The organism is Escherichia sp. WS2035, from assembly GCF_046487065.1.
GTDB lineage: Bacteria > Pseudomonadota > Gammaproteobacteria > Enterobacterales > Enterobacteriaceae > Escherichia > Escherichia coli.
This window is the reverse complement of the sequence record NZ_JBJQKD010000001.1, coordinates 844,963-869,281: the sequence shown is the minus strand read 5'-3', so window position 1 is coordinate 869,281 and position 24,319 is coordinate 844,963. Positions and strand designations below refer to the sequence as shown.

General features: G+C 49.5%; 18 protein-coding genes and 1 tRNA gene. 9 read left to right on the top strand and 10 right to left on the bottom strand.

What is annotated here, in order from left to right; genetic code table 11:
- Nucleotides 1-4 precede the first annotated feature (4 nt).
- A complete protein-coding gene (gene ycdX / locus ACJHX4_RS04215) occupies nucleotides 5-742 on the bottom strand; it encodes a zinc-binding phosphatase (protein ID WP_000283670.1) in 738 nt (245 codons plus the stop codon).
- 54 nt (nucleotides 743-796) lie between these two features.
- Nucleotides 797-1,735: a glyoxylate/hydroxypyruvate reductase GhrA gene (gene ghrA / locus ACJHX4_RS04210; protein ID WP_000351279.1), complete on the bottom strand. Its 939-nt coding sequence runs from the start codon at nucleotides 1,733-1,735 to the stop codon at nucleotides 797-799.
- 233 nt (nucleotides 1,736-1,968) lie between these two features.
- On the opposite strand from ghrA, the gene ACJHX4_RS04205 reads away from it, so the two are divergent.
- Nucleotides 1,969-2,056: transfer RNA gene (locus ACJHX4_RS04205), tRNA-Ser, on the top strand.
- A 104-nt stretch (nucleotides 2,057-2,160) separates the two neighbouring features.
- On the opposite strand, the gene ACJHX4_RS04200 is transcribed toward ACJHX4_RS04205, so the two are convergent.
- On the bottom strand, nucleotides 2,161-3,528 hold the full coding sequence (locus ACJHX4_RS04200) for a GGDEF domain-containing protein (protein ID WP_000409838.1): 1,368 nt from the start codon (nucleotides 3,526-3,528) through the stop codon (nucleotides 2,161-2,163).
- Between the two features lie 585 nt (nucleotides 3,529-4,113).
- Here ACJHX4_RS04200 and pgaA point away from each other — a divergent pair.
- From pgaA to pgaD, 4 genes are read left to right on the top strand one after another with little or no spacing between them, the layout of a single operon-like run.
- Nucleotides 4,114-6,537 carry a poly-beta-1,6 N-acetyl-D-glucosamine export porin PgaA gene (pgaA, locus tag ACJHX4_RS04195; protein ID WP_000287436.1) on the top strand — a complete coding sequence of 808 codons (2,424 nt, stop codon included), beginning with the start codon at nucleotides 4,114-4,116 and terminating at the stop codon, nucleotides 6,535-6,537.
- An 8-nt stretch (nucleotides 6,538-6,545) separates the two neighbouring features.
- The gene (gene pgaB / locus ACJHX4_RS04190; RefSeq protein WP_000945575.1) at nucleotides 6,546-8,564 is read left to right on the top strand and encodes a poly-beta-1,6-N-acetyl-D-glucosamine N-deacetylase PgaB; all 2,019 of its coding nucleotides are present in this window, start codon (nucleotides 6,546-6,548) and stop codon (nucleotides 8,562-8,564) included.
- A complete protein-coding gene (gene pgaC, locus ACJHX4_RS04185; protein WP_000610443.1) occupies nucleotides 8,557-9,882 on the top strand; it encodes a poly-beta-1,6-N-acetyl-D-glucosamine synthase in 1,326 nt (441 codons plus the stop codon). The genes pgaB and pgaC overlap by 8 nt, the downstream gene beginning before the upstream one ends.
- A 1-nt stretch (nucleotide 9,883) precedes the next feature.
- Nucleotides 9,884-10,297: a poly-beta-1,6-N-acetyl-D-glucosamine biosynthesis protein PgaD gene (gene pgaD, locus ACJHX4_RS04180; protein WP_001061089.1), complete on the top strand. Its 414-nt coding sequence runs from the start codon at nucleotides 9,884-9,886 to the stop codon at nucleotides 10,295-10,297.
- Nucleotides 10,298-10,346: 49 nt separating this feature from the next.
- Here the strand turns inward: pgaD and phoH are convergent, their stop codons facing one another.
- From phoH to ACJHX4_RS04150, 6 genes are all read right to left on the bottom strand, one after another.
- On the bottom strand, nucleotides 10,347-11,135 hold the full coding sequence (phoH, locus tag ACJHX4_RS04175; RefSeq protein ID WP_000533536.1) for a phosphate starvation-inducible protein PhoH: 789 nt from the start codon (nucleotides 11,133-11,135) through the stop codon (nucleotides 10,347-10,349).
- A gap of 626 nt (nucleotides 11,136-11,761) precedes the next feature.
- Nucleotides 11,762-13,033, bottom strand: coding sequence for an iron uptake transporter deferrochelatase/peroxidase subunit (gene efeB, locus ACJHX4_RS04170; protein WP_001199134.1), 1,272 nt, complete (start codon nucleotides 13,031-13,033; stop codon nucleotides 11,762-11,764).
- A gap of 5 nt (nucleotides 13,034-13,038) precedes the next feature.
- On the bottom strand, nucleotides 13,039-14,166 hold the full coding sequence (gene efeO / locus ACJHX4_RS04165; RefSeq protein ID WP_000154381.1) for an iron uptake system protein EfeO: 1,128 nt from the start codon (nucleotides 14,164-14,166) through the stop codon (nucleotides 13,039-13,041).
- 57 nt (nucleotides 14,167-14,223) lie between these two features.
- Complete coding sequence (gene efeU, locus ACJHX4_RS04160; protein WP_000497959.1) at nucleotides 14,224-15,054, bottom strand: iron uptake transporter permease EfeU; 831 nt, start codon at nucleotides 15,052-15,054, stop codon at nucleotides 14,224-14,226.
- A gap of 219 nt (nucleotides 15,055-15,273) precedes the next feature.
- On the bottom strand, nucleotides 15,274-16,782 hold the full coding sequence (gene putP / locus ACJHX4_RS04155) for a sodium/proline symporter PutP (protein ID WP_001018504.1): 1,509 nt from the start codon (nucleotides 16,780-16,782) through the stop codon (nucleotides 15,274-15,276).
- A 158-nt stretch (nucleotides 16,783-16,940) separates the two neighbouring features.
- Complete coding sequence (locus tag ACJHX4_RS04150; protein ID WP_000979522.1) at nucleotides 16,941-17,150, bottom strand: hypothetical protein; 210 nt, start codon at nucleotides 17,148-17,150, stop codon at nucleotides 16,941-16,943.
- Between the two features lie 54 nt (nucleotides 17,151-17,204).
- Here ACJHX4_RS04150 and putA point away from each other — a divergent pair, with 54 nt between their 5' ends.
- Nucleotides 17,205-21,167: a trifunctional transcriptional regulator/proline dehydrogenase/L-glutamate gamma-semialdehyde dehydrogenase gene (gene putA / locus ACJHX4_RS04145; protein ID WP_410239907.1), complete on the top strand. Its 3,963-nt coding sequence runs from the start codon at nucleotides 17,205-17,207 to the stop codon at nucleotides 21,165-21,167.
- A 39-nt stretch (nucleotides 21,168-21,206) separates the two neighbouring features.
- Here the strand turns inward: putA and rutR are convergent, their stop codons facing one another.
- Nucleotides 21,207-21,845: an HTH-type transcriptional regulator RutR gene (rutR, locus tag ACJHX4_RS04140; protein WP_000191701.1), complete on the bottom strand. Its 639-nt coding sequence runs from the start codon at nucleotides 21,843-21,845 to the stop codon at nucleotides 21,207-21,209.
- Between the two features lie 287 nt (nucleotides 21,846-22,132).
- Between rutR and rutA the strand changes: the two genes are divergently transcribed.
- From rutA to rutC, 3 genes are read left to right on the top strand one after another with little or no spacing between them, the layout of a single operon-like run.
- Entirely contained in the window at nucleotides 22,133-23,224 is a 1,092-nt protein-coding gene (gene rutA / locus ACJHX4_RS04135; protein ID WP_001295946.1) for a pyrimidine utilization protein A, read from the top strand.
- Nucleotides 23,224-23,916 carry a peroxyureidoacrylate/ureidoacrylate amidohydrolase RutB gene (gene rutB, locus ACJHX4_RS04130; RefSeq protein WP_012896765.1) on the top strand — a complete coding sequence of 231 codons (693 nt, stop codon included), beginning with the start codon at nucleotides 23,224-23,226 and terminating at the stop codon, nucleotides 23,914-23,916. Before rutA ends, rutB begins: the two co-directional genes overlap by 1 nt.
- Before the next feature lie 11 nt (nucleotides 23,917-23,927).
- Complete coding sequence (gene rutC, locus ACJHX4_RS04125; RefSeq protein ID WP_001126780.1) at nucleotides 23,928-24,314, top strand: 3-aminoacrylate deaminase; 387 nt, start codon at nucleotides 23,928-23,930, stop codon at nucleotides 24,312-24,314.
- Nucleotides 24,315-24,319: the final 5 nt, after the last annotated feature.

Genomic DNA, 24,319 nt, shown 5'->3' with positions numbered 1-24,319 from the left:
GTAATTAAAGGTCTGCAAATTCCGCAATCGGTGCCATACCGCGAGATTCAAGGAAGTTCAGTAAGCGGCGCGGAGAAACATTCAAAATGCGTTCTGGCGGAAAATCTACCGCGTCGAGGATTTTAAGACACTCTTCAAATTCCCCCATGGTAAATGCAGTGTGAGAATCCGAGCCTAATGCCACCCAACCTCCAGCGTCACGTACCGCTGCAGCTACCGCACGACAGTTGTCTTCACTGCCCTTACGTGAGTGTAAAAATGAGGAATTATTGATTTCCAGCGCCACCTGATATTTCGCGGCTGCTTCAGCAACGGCTTTAACATCTATCTCATATTTCGGATTTCCGGGATGGCTTATTATATGCACATTGCCGCTGGCGATAGTGGCGATCATCGCTTGTGTATTGGTTGCTTTGTCATGTGGCGCAAAAACCGGCTCATGAAAACCGGCAATAATCAGATCCAGCGAATCAAACATTTTGCCGCTGCAATCAATTTCACCATCAACATTTTTAATGTTAGCTTCGATGCCGCGCAGGATCCCTACCCCATCAACCACTCGCGGCCAGATACGCATGTTAATGAAGTGCCAGTGATGCGGCGCATCTTCCATATCCGGGCCATGATCGGTGATCGCAAAAAGTTTAATGCCCTTTTGTTTGGCCTGGGCAATGTAATCACTCAATGTGCTATATGCATGCGTGCTGGCAACGGTATGCATATGAAGGTCGACGGGATACATAACTCTCTCCTGTATTCAATTCCCGCCAAGGATAGCAGGAAACCTGATGCTTTATTAGTAGCCGCGTGCGCGGTCGACTTGCCCGCAGACCCTCTCCCCTTTTTCGAGCTGGGCAATGGTGCGCGAAATGTAATCCACAGCTTCAGCGGGACGGGTAATCGCGGCGACATGTGGTGTTATCGTCACGCGTGGATGTTGCCAGAGCGGACTTTCCGGCGGTAAGGGTTCACGATTAAAAACATCCAGCATTGCGCCTTTAACTTTGCCGCTATCCAGCGCCGCGAGCAGGTCATCTTCCACGACATGAACACCACGCGCCAGGTTGAGGAGATACGCGCCATCCGGTAATTTTTCGAGTAATTGTTGATTAATAATGCCGACGGTTTCAGGGGTATTCGGTAACAAATTAATCAATACCCGGCATTGGCTCAGAAATGCAGAAAGTTCTTCCCGTCCGGCAAAGCTTTGCACGCCAGGCCACGATTTACGGGTTCGACTCCAGCAACGCAGCGGGAAGCGCCAGGTTTGCAGACTCTGTGCAACTTTACTGCCCAGTACGCCTGCGCCCAAAATGCCGATGGTAAAATCTTCCCGATGATATTCAGGCAGCGGTTGCCAATGCGAACTATTTTGCTGGAGGCGGTAATCGTCAAAACGTCGAAACCAATGCAGCACCTGACTGACAGCATATTCCTGCATTTGCTCGCCCATACCGGTATCTTCCAGGCGAAAAAGTGGAACAGAAGGCTTCAGCATTTCAGGGTGAGCCTGTAGCTTGCTCAAAATAGAATCAACACCTGCCCCAAGTGCAAACACCGCTTTAAGATCGCGCCCTGCCAGCATTTCAACAGGAGGATGCCAGACTAAAGCATAATCGGCTGATTCATTGTCTCCGCTTTTCCATGCTCTGACTCTTGCCTGAGGAATAGCTTTGTGCAGTGCCTCAATCCACCATTGGGTATCGAACGTTGGGTGATAAAAGATGATATCCATACTGACTCCCGAAAAGCGTTGCGCGAAATTTATTCGCACTTATCGTTATGATCTACAAAGGCCACCAGCATAACAAATCCGTGGTCGGTGACAAAAAAAGCAAATTTCGCTTATTAAAACTACATATTGATTGAAGTTTGAATAATCGAGCGATTTTTTAAAAAAGTTTGTTGACCTCAGGTCATGATTTCCCTAAATTAGCGCCCGTTCCAGCAAGACAGGAACGACAATTTGGTGAGGTGTCCGAGTGGCTGAAGGAGCACGCCTGGAAAGTGTGTATACGGCAACGTATCGGGGGTTCGAATCCCCCCCTCACCGCCATATTTAAAGAAGAGCTCGTACGAAAGTACGAGCTTTTTTTTCGTATATTGCATACACCGGGGGGATGAGAAGCCCCAGGCGGAGGTTGACAACTAGCGACAGACTCATTCATCATCCTTGCGGTTGATAAGAATTTCTGCCTCTTTTACTACCACCTTATTACGCCCGGTCTCTTTCGCCTCGTAAAGTGCGTTATCAGCCAGTTGATAGATCTCCTTAGGGTTTAACTCATTTTTCTGCGTTACAACAGCGCCAATACTAATCGTCACTTTTTGTGGTATGGCGTATTCAGGATTATCGCCAGTTAAACGTTCAACATTTTCCCGAATCCTTTCCGCTAAAGCTTTCGCACATTCAGTATCGATCTCCGTCAGCAAGACGCCAAACTCTTCGCCGCCAACGCGCGCTAAAAGGTCATCTGGTCGTATGCTTTTCCCAATGATATTCACCACTGTCTTTATCACTTGATCGCCAACCGGATGTCCCCAGGTGTCGTTGACTTTTTTGAAGTGGTCAATATCCATAATCATGACGCAATAAGGTGTTTTTTTGGCCGATGCTGATTGAACCGTCAGTTCATTAAAAAAATAATTTCTGTTGAATATATTGGTTAAGGGATCGCGATGTGCAATGTCCTTTGTTACTCGTAGCGCACTGAATATATGGCACATAAAAATTACCAAAACGGTTAACTTACTGACTACTTCAATAGTGCGACTAATATACCAAATGGACACGCTATACCTGCTCATAAATAACAGAGAGATATTGTACAGCACGGCACAAAAAGCAATCACCGACACCCCGTTCCAGATATCACAGCGTAAACCATTAAAGTATAGATTAACCGAAAGCAAGGTTAACCACATGAAAATCATTATGGTAACATATGAGGCTTTCCAAACCACCTGACCATTTTCATTGGTTAACTCGGCAATGTGTAAATCGTAGCTCTCATAATGGCTAGAAAATATGTGAGCAACTATCGGCCCCCCAAGAACAAAAAACAAACTTATGCACAAAGTCACTTTTTTGGAAAATAAATTGCGCTGTTTTGTGTTTTCACTAACTTTATTTATCAATGCCAGAAATATTAACATGCACAAACTCATCTGACGAAACAAATAATAAATTGCAATGTCATTTTGAACAACACTGCTTGTCAAACGCCCCTCAATAATTTGCTGAATGATAATGACGGTTTTAACAAAGTAAATCAAACAACTTAGAAAAGCCAAACTAAGTATACAGTTTGAAAATTGCCTACGGTCATAAATGAAATACAACTGCATAAAAATAAATGCAACAGTATCGATAAAAAATAAAGCAATCATAACCATCAGATAGGTTGATCGTGGAACAACTTCCTCAACGGTTGGCTGATTGAACCAACTATTAACCAAAACCAATGCAAGCCCAAACAATAAGCTCACTAATACAGTACTACTAATTCCCAAATAGTCTTTTTCCATAAAGCTACACCAACCTGTAGGTTGTAGATCCCTTTTTATTATTAATAGATATAAGAACTGTACTGTTGTCAATATGAAAATCCACCCACAAACAATACCGATGATGATAGTTGCAGAATGCAATTATTATCACTTTAATGCTTTATACATTTTTTGCTGCAAGGCAGGCGCAAATACTTATAAAAGATTATAATAAAATCCTTATAAAGCATTAATTAATAGATACATTAGGAATAACAATTAAATCCGTGAGTGCAGTAGCGCTGCCTTTCATCAGGACTTTCGAAAAATCCGAAATCATGCATCGGAATTTACTGATTTAATTATTTTAATCCTAATTTATTTTGAAAAAGGTATTGGGATTTATGCCGTATTCCTGAAGATCCTCATCATTGGAATGGATTTTCGGGCGAGAAAAGGATTTTATATGGACACTCTGCTCATCATTTCTTCTTCTCATCATCAACAATTCACGTCTCTCTTCCGCGTTTAATAACGGATTATGAGATGCAAAAATATCTTTCTTTTCAGTTACCTGTAATTAGATACAGAGAGAGATTTTGGCAATACATGGAGTAATACAGGATGTATTCAAGTAGCAGAAAAAGGTGCCCGAAAACCAAATGGGCTTTGAAAATTCTTACTGCTGCATTTTTAGCAGCGAGTCCCGCGGCGAAGAGTGCTGTTAATAACGCCTATGATGCATTGATTATTGAAGCTCGCAAAGGAAATACTCAGCCAGCTTTGTCATGGTTTGCACAAAAATCAACACTCAGTAATAACCAAATTGCTGACTGGTTACAGATTGCCTTATGGGCCGGGCAAGATAAACAGGTTATTACCGTTTACAACCGCTATCGTCATCAGCAATTACCAGCGCGTGGTTATGCAGCTGTCGCCGTCGCTTATCGTAACCTGCAACAATGGCAAAACTCGCTTACACTGTGGCAAAAGGCGCTCTCTCTGGAGCCGCAAAATAAGGATTATCAACGGGGACAAATTTTAACCCTGGCAGATGCGGGTCACTATGATACTGCGCTGTTTAAACTTAAGCAGCTTAAATCTGGAGCACCGGACAAAGCCAATTTACTCGCAGAAGCCTATATCTATAAACTGACGGGGCGTTATCAGGATGAATTACGGGCGATGACAGAGTCATTACCTGAAAATGCATCTAAGCAACAATATCCCACAGAATACGTGCTGGCATTACGTAATAATCAACTAGCTGCCGCGATTGACGATGCCAATTTAACGCCAGATATTCGCGCTGATATTCATGCCGAACTGGTCAGACTGTCGTTTATGCCTACGCGCAGTGAAAATGAACGTTATGCCATTGCCGATCGCGCCCTCGCCCAATACGCTGCATTAGAAATTCTGTGGCACGATAACCCAGACCGCACTGCCCAGTACCAGCGTATTCAGGTTGATCATCTTGGCGCGTTATTAACTCGCGATCGTTATAGAGACGTTATTTCTCACTATCAGCGTTTAAAAAAGACGGGGCAAATTATTCCGCCCTGGGCGCTATATTGGGTTGCGTCGGCTTATCTCAAAGATCAGCAGCCGAAAAAAGCACAGTCAATAATGACCGAGCTCTTTTATAACAAGGAAACCATTGCCACGGATTTATCCGATGAAGAACTTGCGGATCTCTTTTACAGCCACCTGGAGAGTGAAAATTATCCCGGCGCGCTAACTGTCACCAAACATACCATTAATACTTCGCCGCCTTTCCTTCGGCTAATGGGCACGCCTACGAGCATCCCGAATGATACCTGGTTACAGGGGCATTCGTTTCTCTCAACCGTAGCAAAATATAGTAATGATCTTCCTCAAGCTGAAATAACAACCAGAGAACTTGCTTATAACGCACCAGGAAATCAGGGACTGCGCATCGATTACGCGAGTGTGTTACAAGCCCGCGGTTGGCCTCGTGCGGCAGAAAATGAATTAAAAAAAGCAGAAGTGATCGAGCCACGTAATATTAATCTGGAGGTTGAACAAGCCTGGACAGCATTAACGTTACAAGAATGGCAGCAGGCAGCTGTCTTAACCCACGATGTTGTCGAACGTGAACCGCAAGATCCCGGCGTTGTACGATTAAAACGTGCGGTTGATGTACATAATCTTGCAGAGCTTCGTATCGCTGGCTCAACAGGAATTGATGCCGAAGGTCCAGATAGTGGCAAACATGATGTCGACTTAACCACCATCGTTTATTCACCACCGCTGAATGATAACTGGCGCGGTTTTGCTGGATTCGGTTATGCCGATGGACAATTTAGCGAAGGAAAAGGGATTGTTCGCGACTGGCTGGCAGGTGTTGAGTGGCGGTCACGTAATATCTGGCTCGAGGCGGAGTACGCTGAACGCTTTTTCAATCATGAGCATAAACCCGGCGCGCGCCTGTCTGGCTGGTATGATTTTAATGATAACTGGCGTATTGGTTCGCAACTGGAACGCCTCTCTCACCGCGTTCCATTACGGGCAATGAAAAATGGTGTTACAGGCAACAGCGCACAGGCTTATGTTCGCTGGTATCAAAATGAGCGGCGTAAGTACGGTGTCTCCTGGGCTTTCACTGATTTTTCCGACAGTAACCAGCGTCATGAAGTCTCAATTGAGGGTCAAGAACGCATCTGGTCTTCACCATATTTGATTGTCGATTTCCTACCCAATCTGTATTACGAACAAAATACAGAACACGACACCCCATACTACAACCCTATAAAAATGTTCGATATTGTTCCGGCATTTGAGGCAAGTCATTTGTTATGGCGAAGCTATGAAAATAGCTGGGAGCAAATATTCAGCGCAGGTGTTGGTGCCTCCTGGCAAAAACATTATGGCACGGATGTCGTCACCCAACTCGGCTACGGGCAACGTATTAGCTGGAATGACGTGATTGATGCTGGCGCAACGCTACGCTGGGAAAAACGACCTTATGACGGTGACAGAGAACACAACTTATACGTTGAATTCGATATGACATTCAGATTTTAAGGATAAATATGTTACGTAATGGAAATAAATATCTCCTGATGCTGGTGAGTATAATTATGCTCACCGCGTGCATTAGCCAGTCAAGAACATCATTTATACCGCCACAGGATCGCGAATCTTTACTCGCCGAGCAACCGTGGCCACATAATGGTTTTGTGGTGATTTCATGGCATAACGTTGAAGACGAAGCTGCCGACCAGCGTTTTATGTCAGTGCGAACATCAGCACTGCGTGAACAATTTGCCTGGCTGCGCGAGAACGGTTATCAACCGGTCAGTATTGCTCAAATTCGTGAAGCACATCGAGGAGGAAAACCGCTACCGGAAAAAGCAGTAGTGCTGACTTTTGATGACGGCTACCAGAGTTTTTATACCCGTGTCTTCCCAATTCTTCAGGCCTTCCAGTGGCCGGCTGTATGGGCTCCCGTCGGCAGTTGGGTCGATACTCCAGCGGATAAACAAGTGAAATTTGGCGATGAGATGGTCAGTCGAGAATATTTTGCCACGTGGCAACAAGTGCGAGAAGTTGCGCGTTCCCGGCTCGTTGAGGTCGCTTCTCATACATGGGATTCTCACTACGGTATTCAGGCTAATGCCACCGGCAGCTTATTGCCTGCATATGTAAATCGTGCATATTTTACTGACCACGCACGGTATGAAACCGCAGCAGAATACCGGGAAAGAATTCGCCTGGATGCTGTAAAAATGACGGAATACCTGCGTACAAAGGCTGAGGTAAATCCACACGTTTTTGTTTGGCCTTATGGCGAAGCGAATGGCATAGCAATAGCGGAATTAAAAAAACTCGGTTATGACATGTTCTTCACCCTTGAATCAGGTTTGGCAAATGCGTCGCAATTAGATTCCATTCCGCGAGTATTAATCGCCAATAATCCCTCATTAAAAGAGTTTGCCCAGCAAATTATTACCGTACAGGAAAAACCACTACAACGGGTAATGCATATCGATCTTGATTACGTTTATGACGAAAACCGCCAGCAAATGGATCGCAATATTGATGTGCTAATTCAGCGGGTAAAAGATATGCAAATATCTACCGTGTATTTGCAAGCATTTGCTGATCCCGATGGTGATGGGCTGGTTAAAGAGGTCTGGTTTCCAAATCGTTTGCTACCAATGAAAGCAGATATTTTTAGTCGGGTTGCCTGGCAATTGCGTACCCGCTCAGGTGTAAACATCTATGCGTGGATGCCGGTATTAAGCTGGGATTTAGATCCCACATTAACGCGAGTAAAATACTTACCAACTGGGGAGAAAAAAGCACAAATTCATCCTGAACAATACCGCCGTCTCTCTCCTTTCGATGACAGGGTCAGAGCACAAGTTGGTATGTTATATGATGATCTTGCCGGACATGCTGCTTTTGATGGCATATTGTTCCACGATGATGCTTTGCTTTCAGATTATGAAGATGCCAGTGCAGCGGCTATCGCGGCTTATCAGCAAGCTGGCTTTAGCGGGAGTCTGAGCGAAATTCGACAAAACCCGGAGCAATTTAAACAGTGGACCCGCTTTAAAAGTCGTGCGTTAGCTGACTTCACTTTAGAACTTAGTGCGCGCGTAAAAGCCATTCGTGGTCCACATGTTAAAACTGCACGAAATATTTTTGCACTTCCGGTAATACAACCTGAAAGTGAAGCCTGGTTTGCACAGAATTATGCTGATTTCCTAAAAAGCTATGACTGGACCGCTATTATGGCTATGCCTTATATGGAAGGCGTCACAGAAAAATCGGCTGATCAATGGTTAATACAATTGACCAATCAGATGAAAAGCATCCCGCAGGCTAAAGACAAATCAATTTTAGAATTACAGGCACAAAACTGGCAGAAAAATGGTCAGCATCAGGCTATTTCTTCACAACAACTCGCTCACTGGATGAGCCTATTACAACTGAATGGAGTGAAAAATTATGGTTATTATCCCGACAATTTTCTGCATAACCAACCTGAAATAGACGTTATTCGTCCTGAGTTTTCAACAGCCTGGTATCCGAAAAATGATTAATCGCATCGTATCGTTTTTTATATTATGTCTGGTGTTATGCATACCCCTATGCGTAGCGTACTTTCACTCTGGTGAACTGATGATGAGGTTCGTTTTCTTCTGGCCGTTTTTTATGTCCATTATGTGGATTATTGGCGGCGTCTATTTCTGGGTCTATCGTGAACGCCACTGGCCGTGGGGAGAAAACGCACCAGCCCCCCAGTTGAAAGATAATCCATCTATCTCCATTATCATTCCCTGTTTTAATGAGGAGAAAAACGTTGAAGAAACCATACATGCCGCTTTAGCACAGCGTTATGAGAACATTGAAGTTATTGCCGTAAATGATGGTTCAACAGACAAAACCCGTGCCATCCTGGATCGCATGGCTGCACAAATTCCCCGTCTGCGGGTCATTCATCTGGCGCAAAACCAGGGGAAAGCCATTGCGCTTAAAACCGGAGCTGCCGCGGCGAAAAGTGAATATCTGGTGTGCATTGATGGCGACGCGTTATTAGACCGCGATGCAGCGGCATATATTGTGGAACCGATGTTGTACAACCCGCGTGTGGGTGCCGTAACCGGTAATCCTCGTATTCGCACACGTTCTACCCTGGTGGGTAAAATTCAGGTTGGCGAGTATTCCTCAATTATTGGTTTGATCAAGCGGACCCAGCGTATCTATGGAAACGTATTTACCGTTTCCGGTGTTATTGCCGCATTTCGTCGCAGCGCCCTGGCAGAAGTGGGTTACTGGAGTGACGATATGATCACCGAAGATATTGATATTAGCTGGAAGCTGCAGTTGAATCAGTGGACGATTTTTTACGAGCCACGGGCGCTGTGCTGGATATTAATGCCTGAAACGTTAAAAGGGCTGTGGAATCAGCGCCTGCGCTGGGCTCAGGGCGGTGCAGAAGTATTCCTCAAAAATATGACAAGGTTGTGGCGCAAAGAAAACTTTCGAATGTGGCCACTGTTTTTTGAATACTGTCTGACGACAATATGGGCCTTTACCTGCCTGGTCGGTTTCATTATTTACGCAGCCCAACTTGCAGGTGTACCGTTAAATATTGAATTGACACATATCGCAGCGACACATACTGCCGGAATATTATTGTGTACGTTATGTTTACTGCAATTTATTGTCAGTCTGGTGATTGAGAATCGCTATGAGCACAATCTGGCTTCATCGCTTTTCTGGATTATTTGGTTCCCGGTTATTTTCTGGATGCTAAGCCTGGCAACGACGTTGGTATCATTTACACGAGTCATGTTGATGCCTAAAAAACAACGCGCTCGTTGGGTAAGTCCCGATCGTGGGATTCTGAGAGGTTAATATGAACAATCTAATTATTACGACCCGACAATCGCCAGTACGTTTACTGGTTGATTATGTTGCCACAACTATCTTGTGGACATTATTTGCTTTATTCATATTCTTATTCGCCATTGATCTGCTGACGGGTTATTTCTGGCAAAGCGAGGCCAGAAGCCGACTTCAGTTCTATTTTTTGCTGGCAGTGGTGAATGCCGTCGTGTTAATCGTCTGGGCGTTGTACAATAAGCTGCGTTTTCAAAAACAGCAGCATCATGCAGCATACCAATATACGCCGCAAGAATATGCAGAGAGCTTAGCAATACCTGATGAGCTTTATCAGCAACTACAAAAAAGCCACAGGATGAGCGTACATTTCACCAGCCAGGGACAAATAAAAATGGTGGTTTCAGAAAAAACGCTAGTCCGGGTATAAACACCCAAAACAAAGCCCGGTTCGCCCGGGCTCTGCACCGATAATACACTTAACTGTATGCATGTAGCGTACGTTGGCAAAGTGCCGAACGTACGCAATCCTCTTTACCGAATCGGACGATCCCGACCATTTCATCCTCTTCGAAACGTTCCAGCGCGTCACTTAATCCGGAGCGCACGCCGCGAGGCAAATCGCATTGCGTGATATCACCGTTGACGATAACCGTCACGTTCTCCCCGAGGCGGGTTAAAAACATTTTCATTTGCGCGGCAGTCACATTCTGCGCCTCGTCAAGAATGACGACTGCATTTTCAAAGGTACGTCCACGCATATAGGCGAACGGCGCAATTTCCACCTTCCCTATTTCCGGTCGCAGGCAGTACTGCATAAAGGAAGCCCCTAAGCGACGGACCAGCACGTCGTAGACCGGGCGAAAATAGGGAGCAAACTTTTCTGCGATATCACCAGGTAAGAAACCAAGATCTTCATCGGCTTGCAGAACTGGACGGGTGACGATAATCCTGTCAACATCCTTATGTATCAGGGCCTCTGCCGCTTTTGCTGCGCTGATCCAGGTTTTTCCGCACCCGGCTTCACCCGTGGCAAATATCAGCTGCTTACTCTCAATAGCCTTCAGATAGTGCAATTGCGCTTCATTTCGCGCGAGGATGGGCGAGGTATCGCGACTGTCGCGGGCCATACCAATGGCTTCTACGCCGCTCATTTGCACAAGCGAGGTGACCGATTCTTCTTCACGCTGCTTATGGCTGCGCGAATCCCGTCTCAGCACACGTTTTGCCTCGCGACGAGCTTTGATCACTGCTTTTTGTCTTCCCATGGAGAGCACCTTGAGTTGTTTGTATTCATCACACGCGCCGTTGGCAGCGCGATTATGCGCACGAACATCAGAGGGTTGGCTTCCTTGTAAGCCATAGTTTGCTTTTGGATAAAATGCCGAAAAACGGCTACGCGCACCGTTTACGGCGTCGGTAACACATGAAAAGAAAGGATGAGGTTGAAAATACAAAGTGACGAGATGACTACCGGAGGAGAAATCTCCGCGAGTGGTGGCGCGCTGATTCTCTAAAACATGTCCAGTACAGGACGTTACCATCCGCGATCTCCATAGTGACTGACTATCACTGCCGGGAACTTCCGCTGCTACTTAATAAGTACAACAGATTTCGCATTCATTGCAACAATATATTCACTTATATTTAACCATAAAACACCATTTCAGTGACATTAGTTTCTACTGGAAAGATGACAGAGTGATGACAGTGATGAAAAAAGCTGTGTGCTTTCAGCAGGATTCGCGGTACTGGTAAAAGCTTGCCGGATGCGGCGTGAACGCCTTATCCGGCCTACCGACCCGCACCGATTGTAGGCATGATAAGACGCGCAAGCGTCGCATCAGCGCACGAACGCCTGGTGCGGCGTAAACGCCTTATACGCCTAAAAACATTAAACCCGCAATAATGCGCTTCCGAGATAATCGTTCGCGTCCTTCACACCCGGCAGCGCAAAGAAATAGCCGCCACCGATAGGTTTGACATATTCCTCCAGCGCCTCGCCATTCAACCTTTTTTGTACTGTCAGGAAGCCCTTTTCCAGATCGTGTTGGTAGCAGACAAACAGTAGCCCCATATCGAGTTGCCCGGAATTGGTGACGCCCAACGAATAACTGTAGCCACGACGCAGCATCAGGCTGGACTCGCTCTCCGCCGTGCGGGGATTCGCCAGCCGGATATGGCTGTCCAGCGCAATCACCTTCCCTTCCGGATCGCTAGCGTAATCGGGAACATCATGCTCATGCTGCATGCCCAGCGGCGCACCGGTTTGCTTATCACGACCAAATATCGTCTGCTGCTCTTTCAGCGGCGTTCTGTCCCAAAATTCCACTCGAAACTGAATCAAGCGTACTGCCTGATAGCTGCCACCGATTGTCCACGCAGGCTCCTGCTGATCTGCCGTCACCCACACCACTTTTTGCATCAACTTCGCATTCTGGCTATCGGGATTGGCGGTGCCGTCTTTAAAGCCCAGCAAATTTATCGGCGTCTCTTTGCCTTTACTACGCGCTGCGTGGTCGGAAATAAACCCTTCCCGCTTCCAGCGCACGCTGAGCAAATCCGGCGTGTGTTTGATGATATCGCGCAGCGCATGGATCACCGTGTCCTGGGTGTTGGCGCAAATTTGTAGCAACACATCACCATGACATAACGCCGCATCCAGCGAGTCGTTGGGGAAACGCGTCATCTTCTGCAACTTTTTTGGCATCTGTGGCGCAAGGCCAAAGCGCTCATCAAACAATGAGTGACCCACCGATAACGTGATGGTGAGATTATCGGGCGCAATGTAGCCGCCAAGAATGCCGGAATCGAGTGGTGGCAGGCGCGGATTTGGCGTTTCTGGTGCCGCTCCGCCCTGAGTCAGAAAAGCAAAACGCTGAGTCAACAAGCGAAACAACCGTTCAAGATCGGCTTTATCGCTGGCAAGCACATCAAACGCCACCAGCATCATTGCAGCCTGTTGTGGTGTCAGGATCCCTGCCTGATGCTCACCATAAAACGGCTGTTTCTCATTGCGTGCATCCGGTGAAAGCGTACCCGGCGCACTTTGCGTTTTTTGTGCATGAGCAACCGGACAACTTCCCGCCAGCGCCAGCGCACCAATCCCTTTCAGTAAACGTCGGCGTGACGGTTCATTCACGCCGTTTTCATCTTCATACTGCATAACGCTTAGTCCAGCCCCAGCACACCACGAAGTTGCGCCAGATCTTCCGCCAGCGCAGTAATCGGTCCTTTCAGTGCGTTCCGGTCGGCATCGGTCAGTTTGTCGTAATTTTCAAAACCCTCTTTAGTGCGGTATTTCGCCAGAATGGTATCGACCTTTTTGAAGTTGGCATCGACTTTTGCCAACAGTTCCGGATTCGCTTTTTGTAGTTGTGGACGCAGCAGATCGACAATTTTCTGCGAGCCTTCAACGTTAGCCTGGAAATCCCACAGATCGGTGTGGCTGTAGCGATCTTCTTCACCGCTGATTTTGCTGGCCGCCACTTCCTCAATCAGTCCGGCTGCACCGCCGACCACTTTTGAAGGAGGGAAAGCCAGTTCACTGATGCGTTTTTGCAAATCGACCACATCGGTATAAAGCTGGTCAGCATACTTATCCATCCCTTTGGTGGTGTTATCGCCAAACAATGCTTTTTCCAGACGGTGGAAACCGGTGAATTTTGGATCGGCGGCTTTTTGCTCGTAATCATCTTCACGGGCGTCAATGCTGCCATCCAGATCGGAGAACAGTTCAGCAATCGGTTCGATGCGCTCATAGTGCTGCCGCGTCGGCGCATACAGTGCTTTCGCTTTTTCGATATCGCCTGCTTTAATAGCGTCGGTAAAGGCTTTGGTGTCGGTCACCAGTTGCGTGGTTTCCGCCATGACATACGCTTTATATGCAGTAATTGCACCACCAAGACTTAACAGCGCATCACTTTGCGCCGCATCCGCCGTTGCTTCACCTTTGACGATCAACTTCCCTTTCGGGTTAGTCAGCAGACCGCAGGTCATATCGTATTCGCCAGGCTGTAAATTCGCCGTCATTTTCTGGCTAAAACCAGGGGCGATATTTTCCCGCTCTTCCACCACCATCACGCCTTTGAGGATCTCCCACTCCAGCGCCTTCTGGCTGTGGTTCTGAATAATGAACTGTGTTTTCCCGGCGTTAACCGTAATGGTCATCGGCTCGCACTGCTTATCTGTCACAGTGACTTTGACTTGCGGAATATCGGCGGCGTTAGCCATAAAAGCAGAAGAGAACAGCGCAGCCACGCTCAACTGCAATGCGTTACGACGGAAGTTAATGGTCATGACGAGACTATCCCTTTAAAGTATGTTGTAACTAAGCAAGAGTTTGCGTCGTATTTGCTACACGGAGCGGGACGCAGTCGCCCCTGCGCGTGGTGGCAGAACAAATGCCACCAGCGCCGGGATGAGATAAATAAACCAGACGGCGACTTCGCTGACGCTCGGTGCTTCCTGATAGCCAAAAATCCCTTCCATCAGTGTGCCAAACAGCGAGTGAGTTGAGAGCACCGCGCTCATATCGAAGGCGATTTCCTGAAAGTGGTTCCACAATCCGGCTTCATGAAATGCGCGAATGGCACCAGCTGCCAGCCCTGCGGCGACGAAGAGAATAAACAGACTGGTCCATTTAAAAAATGCACCAAGATTGAGGCGAATACCGCCCCAGTAGAGCAGGAAGCCAAGCACCACGGCTGTAGCAAGACCGAGCATTGCACCCAGCGGCGGCCAGACCCCGACATCTTGTTGAAATGCCGCCAGCAGGAAAAAGACCGACTCCAGCCCTTCCCTTGCAACGGCAAAAAAGACCATCATCACCAGCGCCCAGCCATGATGATTTCCACGCTGCAATGCGCTATCGACCGCCTGCTCCAGTTGTACTTTGACGTTGCGCGACACTTTGCGCATCCAGAAAACCATCCAGGTAAGGATCACCACGGCGATCACCGCCACAATGCCTTCAAACAGTTCCTGTTCTTTTTGCGGAAATTCGCCGGTGGTTTCGTTAATGAAGATACCCAAGCCCAGGCACAACGCAGCGGCAAGCAACACGCCAATCCACATTACACCAATCCATCGGCCTCGCTGGGTACGCTTAAGATAGCTGGCAATCAAACTGACAATCAGCGCGGCTTCAAGTCCTTCGCGCAACATAATGAGAAACGGAACAAACATGCCACCCACCCTTAAACGTTTTTCTTAGTCAATCTATGCAAAGAAAAGTAAATCGCAGTGATAGCGATTATCATTACGATGAAGAAAAATACAAGTGAAATGTAGTGATAATGATGAGAAGATGTAAAAATATTTTGAGAAAAAACGCAGAGGGCAATCACTGATTGCCCTCTGCCTGCTTCCTGTTATGACGTGAAATTTTCGGTAAAACGCCTTCCCTTACCCTTCCTGCAACCGTGACGGCGGAGCCGAATGATAGTGCGCATCGGCCTCGGCAAAGCGTTTTTGCATCGCCGCTGACGGCGCTTTACCCAGCAAACTAAACACTACAATCCCGATACTGCCGAAGATAAAGCCCGGAATAATTTCGTACAGACCCAGCCAGCCGAACTGTTTCCAGACGATAACCGTCAGCGCACCGATGATCATCCCCGCCAGCGCACCGTTGCGCGTCATGCGTGACCACATCACCGAGAACAGCACCACCGGACCAAACGCCGCGCCAAAGCCTGCCCACGCGTAGCTCACTAAGCCCAGCACGCGGTTTTCCGGGTTTGCCGCCAGCGCAATCGCCACCAGCGCCACCACCAGCACCATCACACGCCCTACCCACACCAGCTCTTTCTGGCTGGCCTGTTTACGCAGAAATGCTTTGTATAGATCTTCGGTAATTGCACTGGAACATACCAGCAGCTGGCAACTTAACGTTGACATTACCGCCGCCAGAATCGCCGACAGCAAAATCCCGGCAATCCACGGGTTAAACAGAATTTGCGCCAGTTCAATAAACACGCGTTCAGCGTTCTGGTTTACCGCACCTGCTACCGCCGGGTGCCCGTTAAAGTAAGCGATACCAAAGAAACCAACAGCCACCGCCCCTGCCAGGCAGAGGATCATCCAGGTCATACTAATACGACGCGCATGGACAATGCTGTGGTGAGAATCTGCCGCCATAAAACGCGCCAGGATGTGCGGCTGCCCGAAGTAACCCAGCCCCCAACCCATCAGCGAGATAATGGCGACAAAATTCAACCCTTTGAGCATATCCACGTTTTCTATGCTCTTTTGTTTAATCACTTCCAGCGAGTCGCCAAAGCCACCGACGCTAATGATCACGATAACCGGCGTCAGGATCAGGGCAAAAATCATCAGACTGGCCTGTACAGTGTCAGTCCAGCTCACCGCGAGGAAACCGCCAATAAAGGTGTAAAGGATCGTCGCCGCAGCCCCCGCCCACAGAGCCGTTTCGTAGCTCATGCCAAAGGTACTTTCAAACAGACGCGCGCCTGCCACAATGCCCGAAGCGCAATAAATGGTGAAGAACAGCAAAATAACCAGCGCGGAGATAATGCGCAAAATGCGGCTTTTATCTTCAAAGCGCCCGGTGAAATAATCCGGCAATGTTAAGGCGTTATTGTTGTATTCGGTATGCACACGCAACCGCCCGGCCACCAGCTTCCAGTTGATCCACGCGCCTAATGTCAGGCCAATGGCGATCCAGCTTTCGGAAATCCCGGAAAGAAAAACAGCGCCAGGCAACCCCATTAACAGCCAGCCGCTCATATCCGACGCACCCGCCGATAATGCCGTCACGAATGGCCCAAGACTACGACCGCCCAGAATATAGTCATCGAAGTTTTTCGTTGATCGCCAGGCGATAAACCCAATCAATATCATGCCAAAGATATAGACACAAAATGTCACCAACATCGGTGTGCTAATAGCCATCTAAAGTCTCCAAAAAATTATTATCGGCAATGTCGAAACTTGCCGTTATATCTGCCACCGGAACGGGGTAACAGAGTTTATGTTTTACCAGGGCGACCGTATCCTGCCGGAAGCGCTGGTTATTCACAATCGATTTAACACACCATTTACATTAAATTTTAGTGCTCAGCGACACTATTTTTCATCAGGTTGCACTCTCTCACATTTTTTGCGGTTGCACCTTTCAAAAATGTTAACTGCCGCAGAGAAAAAGTCTGAGTTATTTTTTTAATCCCTGTCATATCGATTTCGTTTATTAACATTTCATTCATTTTTAAGCTTGCTACGCAGGTCACATTTAACATGGTTGCACAAAGTTGCAACATCATGGATATTTCACGATAACGTTAAGTTGCACCTTTCAGAACAACAGGAGTAATGGCATGGGAACCACCACCATGGGGGTTAAGCTGGACGACGCGACGCGTGAGCGTATTAAGTCTGCTGCGACACGTATCGATCGCACACCACACTGGTTAATTAAACAGGCGATTTTTTCTTATCTTGAACAACTGGAAAACAGCGATACTCTCCCGGAGCTACCTGCGCTGCTTTCTGGCGCGGCCAATGAGAGCGATGAAGCACCGACTCCGGCAGAGGAACCACACCAGCCTTTCCTCGACTTTGCCGAACAAATATTGCCCCAGTCGGTTTCCCGCGCCGCGATCACCGCGGCCTATCGCCGCCCGGAAACCGAAGCGGTTTCTATGCTGCTGGAACAAGCTCGCCTGCCGCAGCCAGTTGCTGAACAGGCGCACAAACTGGCGTATCAACTGGCCGATAAACTGCGTAATCAAAAAAACGCCAGTGGTCGCGCAGGTATGGTTCAGGGGTTATTGCAGGAGTTTTCGTTGTCATCGCAGGAAGGCGTGGCGCTGATGTGTCTGGCGGAAGCGTTGTTGCGTATTCCCGACAAAGCCACCCGTGACGCGTTAATTCGCGACAAAATCAGTAACGGTAACTGGCAGTCACACATTGGTCGTAGCCCGTCCCTGTTTGTTAATGCCGCTACCTGGGGGCTGCTGTTTACCGGCAAACTGGTTTCCACCCATAACGAAGCCAGCCTCTCCCGCTCGCTGAACCGCATTATCGGTAAGAGCGGTGAACCGCTGATCCGCAAAGGTGTGGATATGGCGATGCGCCTGATGGGCGAGCAGTTCGTCACGGGCGAAACCATCGCGGAAGCGTTAGCCAATGCCCGCAAACTGGAAGAGAAAGGTTTCCGTTACTCTTACGATATGCTGGGCGAAGCCGCACTGACTGCCGCAGACGCACAGGCGTATATGGTTTCCTATCAGCAGGCGATTCACGCCATTGGTAAAGCGTCTAACGGTCGTGGCATCTATGAAGGTCCGGGCATTTCAATCAAGCTGTCGGCGCTACATCCGCGTTATAGCCGCGCCCAGTATGACCGGGTAATGGAAGAGCTTTACCCGCGTCTGAAATCACTCACCCTGCTGGCGCGTCAGTACGATATTGGTATTAACATCGATGCCGAAGAGGCCGATCGCCTGGAGATCTCCCTCGATCTGCTGGAAAAACTCTGTTTCGAGCCTGAACTGGCAGGCTGGAACGGCATCGGTTTTGTTATTCAGGCTTATCAAAAACGCTGCCCGTTGGTGATCGATTACCTGATTGATCTCGCCACCCGCAGCCGTCGCCGTCTGATGATTCGCCTGGTGAAAGGCGCGTACTGGGATAGTGAAATCAAGCGTGCACAGATGGACGGCCTTGAAGGTTATCCGGTTTATACCCGCAAGGTGTATACCGACGTTTCTTATCTTGCCTGTGCGAAAAAACTGCTGGCGCTGCCAAATCTAATCTACCCGCAGTTCGCGACGCACAACGCCCATACGCTGGCGGCAATTTATCAACTGGCGGGTCAAAACTACTACCCGGGTCAGTACGAGTTCCAGTGCCTGCATGGTATGGGCGAGCCACTGTATGAGCAGGTCACCGGGAAAGTTGCCGACGGCAAACTTAACCGTCCGTGTCGTATTTATGCTCCGGTCGGTACACATGAAACGCTGCTGGCATATCTGGTGCGCCGCCTGCTGGAAAACGGTGCTAACACCTCGTTTGTTAACCGTATTGCCGACACCTCTTTGCCACTGGATGAACTGGTCGCCGATCCAGTCACTGCTGTAGAAAAACTGGCGCAACAGGAAGGGCAAACTGGATTACCGCATCCGAAAATTCCCCTGCCGCGCGATCTTTACGGTCACGGGCGCGACAACTCGGCAGGGCTGGATCTCGCTAACGAACACCGTCTGGCCTCGCTCTCTTCAGCCCTGCTCAATAGTGCACTGCAAAAATGGCAGTCCTTGCCAATGCTGGAACAACCGGTAGCGGCAGGTGAGATGTCGCCCGTTATTAACCCTGCGGAACCGAAAGATATTGTGGGCTATGTGCGTGAAGCCACGCCGCGTGAAGTAGAACAGGCGCTGGAAAGTGCGGTTAATAACGCGCCAATCTGGTTTGCCACTCCTCCGGCTGAACGCGCGGCAATTTTGCATCGCGCTGCCGTGCTAATGGAAAGCCAGATGCAGCAACTGATTGGTATTCTGGTGCGTGAAGCCGGAAAAACCTTCAGTAACGCCATTGCCGAAGTGCGCGAAGCGGTCGATTTTCTCCACTACTATGCCGGACAGGTGCGGGATGATTTCGCTAACGAAACCCACCGTCCATTAGGGCCTGTGGTATGTATCAGTCCGTGGAACTTCCCGCTGGCTATTTTCACCGGACAGATCGCTGCCGCACTGGCGGCAGGTAACAGCGTGCTGGCAAAACCGGCAGAACAAACGCCGCTGATTGCCGCGCAAGGGATCGCCATTTTGCTGGAAGCGGGTGTACCGCCAGGCGTGGTGCAATTGCTGCCAGGTCGGGGTGAAACCGTGGGCGCGCAACTGACGGGTGATGATCGCGTGCGCGGGGTGATGTTTACCGGTTCAACCGAAGTCGCTACGTTACTGCAGCGCAATATCGCCAGCCGCCTGGACGCTCAGGGTCGCCCTATTCCGCTCATCGCTGAAACCGGCGGCATGAACGCGATGATTGTCGATTCTTCAGCACTGACCGAACAAGTCGTAATAGATGTGCTGGCCTCGGCGTTCGACAGTGCAGGTCAGCGTTGTTCGGCACTGCGCGTGCTGTGCCTGCAAGATGAGATTGCCGACCACACGCTGAAAATGCTGCGCGGCGCAATGGCCGAATGCCGGATGGGTAATCCGGGTCGCCTGACCACCGATATCGGTCCGGTGATTGATAGCGAAGCGAAAGCCAATATCGAGCGTCATATTCAGACCATGCGTAGTAAAGGCCGTCAGGTGTTCCAGGCGGTGCGGGAAAACAGCGAAGATGCCCGTGAATGGCAAAGCGGCACCTTTGTCGCTCCGACGCTGATCGAACTGGATGACTTTGCCGAATTACAAAAAGAGGTCTTTGGTCCGGTGTTGCATGTGGTGCGTTACAACCGTAACCAGCTCCCAGAGCTGATCGAGCAGATTAACGCTTCCGGTTATGGTCTGACGCTTGGCGTCCATACGCGCATTGATGAAACCATCGCCCAGGTCACTGGCTCGGCGCATGTCGGTAATCTGTACGTTAACCGTAATATGGTGGGCGCAGTGGTTGGGGTGCAACCGTTCGGCGGCGAAGGATTGTCCGGCACCGGGCCGAAAGCAGGCGGTCCGCTCTATCTCTACCGTCTGCTGGCGAATCGCCCGGAAAGTGCGCTGGCGGTGACGCTCGCGCGTCAGGATGCGGAGTATCCGGTCGATGCGCAGTTGAAAGCCGCATTGACTCAGCCGCTAAATGCACTGCGGGAATGGGCGGCAAACCGTCCAGAATTGCAGGCGTTATGTACGCAATATGGCGAGTTGGCGCAGGCAGGAACACAACGATTGTTGCCAGGGCCGACGGGTGAACGCAACACCTGGACGCTGCTGCCGCGTGAGCGCGTGTTGTGTATTGCGGATGATGAACAGGATGCGCTGACTCAGCTCGCCGCCGTGCTGGCGGTGGGTAGCCAGGTGCTGTGGCCGGATAATGCGCTGCATCGTCAGTTAGTGAAGGCATTGCCATCGGCAGTCAGCGAACGTATTCAACTGGCGAAAGCGGAAAATATAACCGCTCAACCATTTGATGCGGTGATCTTCCACGGTGATTCGGATCAGCTTCGCGCATTGTGTGAAGCCGTTGCCGCGCGGGATGGTGCAATTGTTTCGGTGCAGGGTTTTGCCCGTGGCGAAAGCAATATCCTTCTGGAACGGCTGTATATCGAGCGTTCGCTGAGTGTGAATACCGCTGCCGCTGGCGGTAACGCCAGTTTAATGACGATCGGTTAAACAGGTAGCCGGAGGATGTTACACCTTCCTCCGGCACCATTAGCGTGGTCGAATCCCCTCAATAATAATCCGCTGCACGTTTTCAACCGTTTGATTGAAAAATACCTCATCGCGCAACGTCGCGCCTGTCACCGCCTCCACCTGAGGGGCAAAATCGGCGTAATGTTGAGTGGAAGCCCAAATCATAAAAATCAAATGCTGCGGATCAATCGGCGCGAGTTTGCCGCTTTTAACCCAACCGGCAATCAGCGCCGATTTCTCATCAATTAATGCCTTCAAATCGCCCGTCAGTTCATCCATTAACAGCGGTGCACCTGCCAGCATCTCCATACAGAACAGGCGCGAAGCCTGCGGATAATCGCGGGAAACTTCCAGCTTCAGACGGATGTACTCTTTGATCGCCGCCAGCGGGGCGAAATCTTCTCGAAACGCTTTTAACGGTGCCAGCCAGATATCGAGAATCTGCCGCAGTACGGCTATATACAGCGCCTCTTTTGACGGAAAGTAATACAGCAGATTGGTTTTTGAAACACCCGCCAACTCCGCGATCTGCTCCAGCCTTGTGCCGTGAAAACCGAATTGTGAAAAAGTGTCCAGTGCTGCGCTAAGAATCGCTTTTTTCTTCGCGCTCACTGCGCGCGAACGTTTACCCGTTGTTTTCACTGCGCCTTGCGTCATGCGCTCTCCCCTCTTGTAGATTGGCAACAGGATAGCAAAACCCCCGCCCGGCCTCGACCTTCTGCACTCTCATCGCGCACGAATGCATGTTTTATGTGCAACTGTTTTGACCGTTTAGTCCACTTTTTTTCAGGCATTTTAGACAACTTAACATTAACACATTAATAACATTCACTTTTTAAAAACTGGCATCCGCTTTGCAAACAAGCCATTACGCGGCTGAAAAGGATATGCAGGATGCAGCGCCCCGTCTGACTTTCACTTTACGAGACGAAGAGAGGTTGATGATGAAAATTGGCGTATTCGTACCTATTGGCAACAACGGCTGGCTCATTTCGACCCACGCGCCGCAGTACATGCCGACATTTGAACTGAATAAAGCCATTGTGCAAAAAGCGGAGCACTACCATTTCGATTTCGCCCTGTCGATGATCAAACTGCGTGGCTTTGGCGGCAAAACTGAGTTCTGGGATCACAACCTTGAGTCGTTCACCTTGATGGCGGGGCTGGCAGCCGTGACCTCGCGCATTCAGATATACGCGACAGCTGCCACCTTAACGTTACCTCCGGCAATCGTCGCCCGTATGGCCGCAACCATCGACTCCATCTCTGGCGGGCGTTTTGGCGTCAACCTCGTGACTGGCTGGCAGAAGCCCGAGTATGAGCAGATGGGGATCTGGCCTGGCGATGACTATTTCTCCCGTCGTTACGACTATCTCACCGAATATGTTCAGGTGCTGCGCGACCTGTGGGGCTCGGGGAAAAGCGATTTTAAAGGCGATTTTTTCACTATGGATGATTGTCGCGTCAGTCCGCAACCGAGTGTCCCCATGAAAGTGATCTGCGCCGGGCAAAGCGACGCTGGCATGGCGTTCTCCGCCCGGTATGCCGATTTTAACTTCTGTTTCGGCAAAGGCGTAAATACACCCACGGCTTTCGCCCCGACCGCTGCGCGGATGAAACAGGCCGCAGAGCAAACCGGACGCGACGTTGGCTCTTATGTGTTGTTTATGGTGATTGCCGACGAAACCGACGATGCCGCTCGTGCAAAATGGGAACACTACAAAGCGGGCGCGGATGAAGAGGCGTTAAGCTGGCTAACCGAACAAAGTCAGAAAGATACCCGCTCAGGTACTGACACCAACGTCCGTCAGATGGCCGATCCCACTTCGGCGGTAAACATCAATATGGGGACGTTAGTCGGTTCTTACGCCAGTGTCGCGCGCATGTTAGATGAAGTCGCAAACGTGCCTGGTGCCGAAGGCGTGCTGTTGACCTTCGATGATTTTCTGTCGGGAATCGAAACCTTCGGCGAGCGCATTCAACCACTGATGCAGTGCCGCGCCCATCTCCCTGCGCTGACTCAGGAGGTGGCATGATGACGACCTTAACCGCTCGACCGGAAGCCATTACCTTCGATCCGCAGCAAAGTGCGCTGATCGTGGTGGATATGCAAAACGCTTATGCCACGCCAGGCGGCTACTTAGATCTCGCCGGGTTTGATGTCTCAACCACTCGCCCGGTCATTGCCAACATTCAAACCGCCGTGACCGCAGCGCGAGCGGCAGGGATGCTGATCATCTGGTTTCAAAATGGCTGGGATGAACAGTATGTCGAGGCTGGCGGCCCCGGCTCACCGAATTTTCATAAATCGAACGCCCTGAAAACCATGCGTAAGCAGCCGCAGCTGCAGGGGAAATTGCTGGCGAAAGGCTCCTGGGATTATCAACTGGTGGATGAACTGGTGCCGCAGCCTGGCGATATTGTGCTGCCGAAGCCGCGCTACAGCGGTTTCTTCAATACGCCGCTGGACAGCATTTTGCGCAGCCGTGGAATACGCCATCTGGTTTTCACCGGTATCGCTACCAACGTCTGCGTCGAATCGACGCTACGCGACGGCTTTTTTCTGGAGTATTTCGGCGTGGTGCTGGAAGACGCAACACACCAGGCGGGGCCGGAATTTGCACAGAAAGCTGCGTTGTTCAATATCGAAACCTTTTTTGGCTGGGTCAGCGACGTCGAAACGTTCTGCGACGCGCTTTCTTCCACGTCCTTTGCTCGTATCGCTTAAGGAGTTTAACGATGCCAAAATCCGTAATTATTCCTGCTGGCAGCAGCGCACCGCTGGCCCCCTTCGTTCCCGGCACGCTGGCTGATGGCGTGGTGTATGTCTCCGGTACGCTGGCTTTTGATCAACATAACAACGTGCTGTTTGCCGATGACCCAAAGGCGCAAACCCGCCACGTTCTGGAAACCATCCGCAAGGTCATCGAGACGGCGGGTGGCACGATGGCGGATGTGACTTTCAACAGCATCTTTATTACCGACTGGAAAAATTACGCCGCGATTAACGAAATCTACGCCGAGTTTTTCCCGGGTGACAAACCGGCGCGATTCTGCATTCAGTGCGGACTGGTAAAACCTGACGCGCTGGTGGAAATCGCCACAATTGCGCATATCGCCAAGTGAGGCCG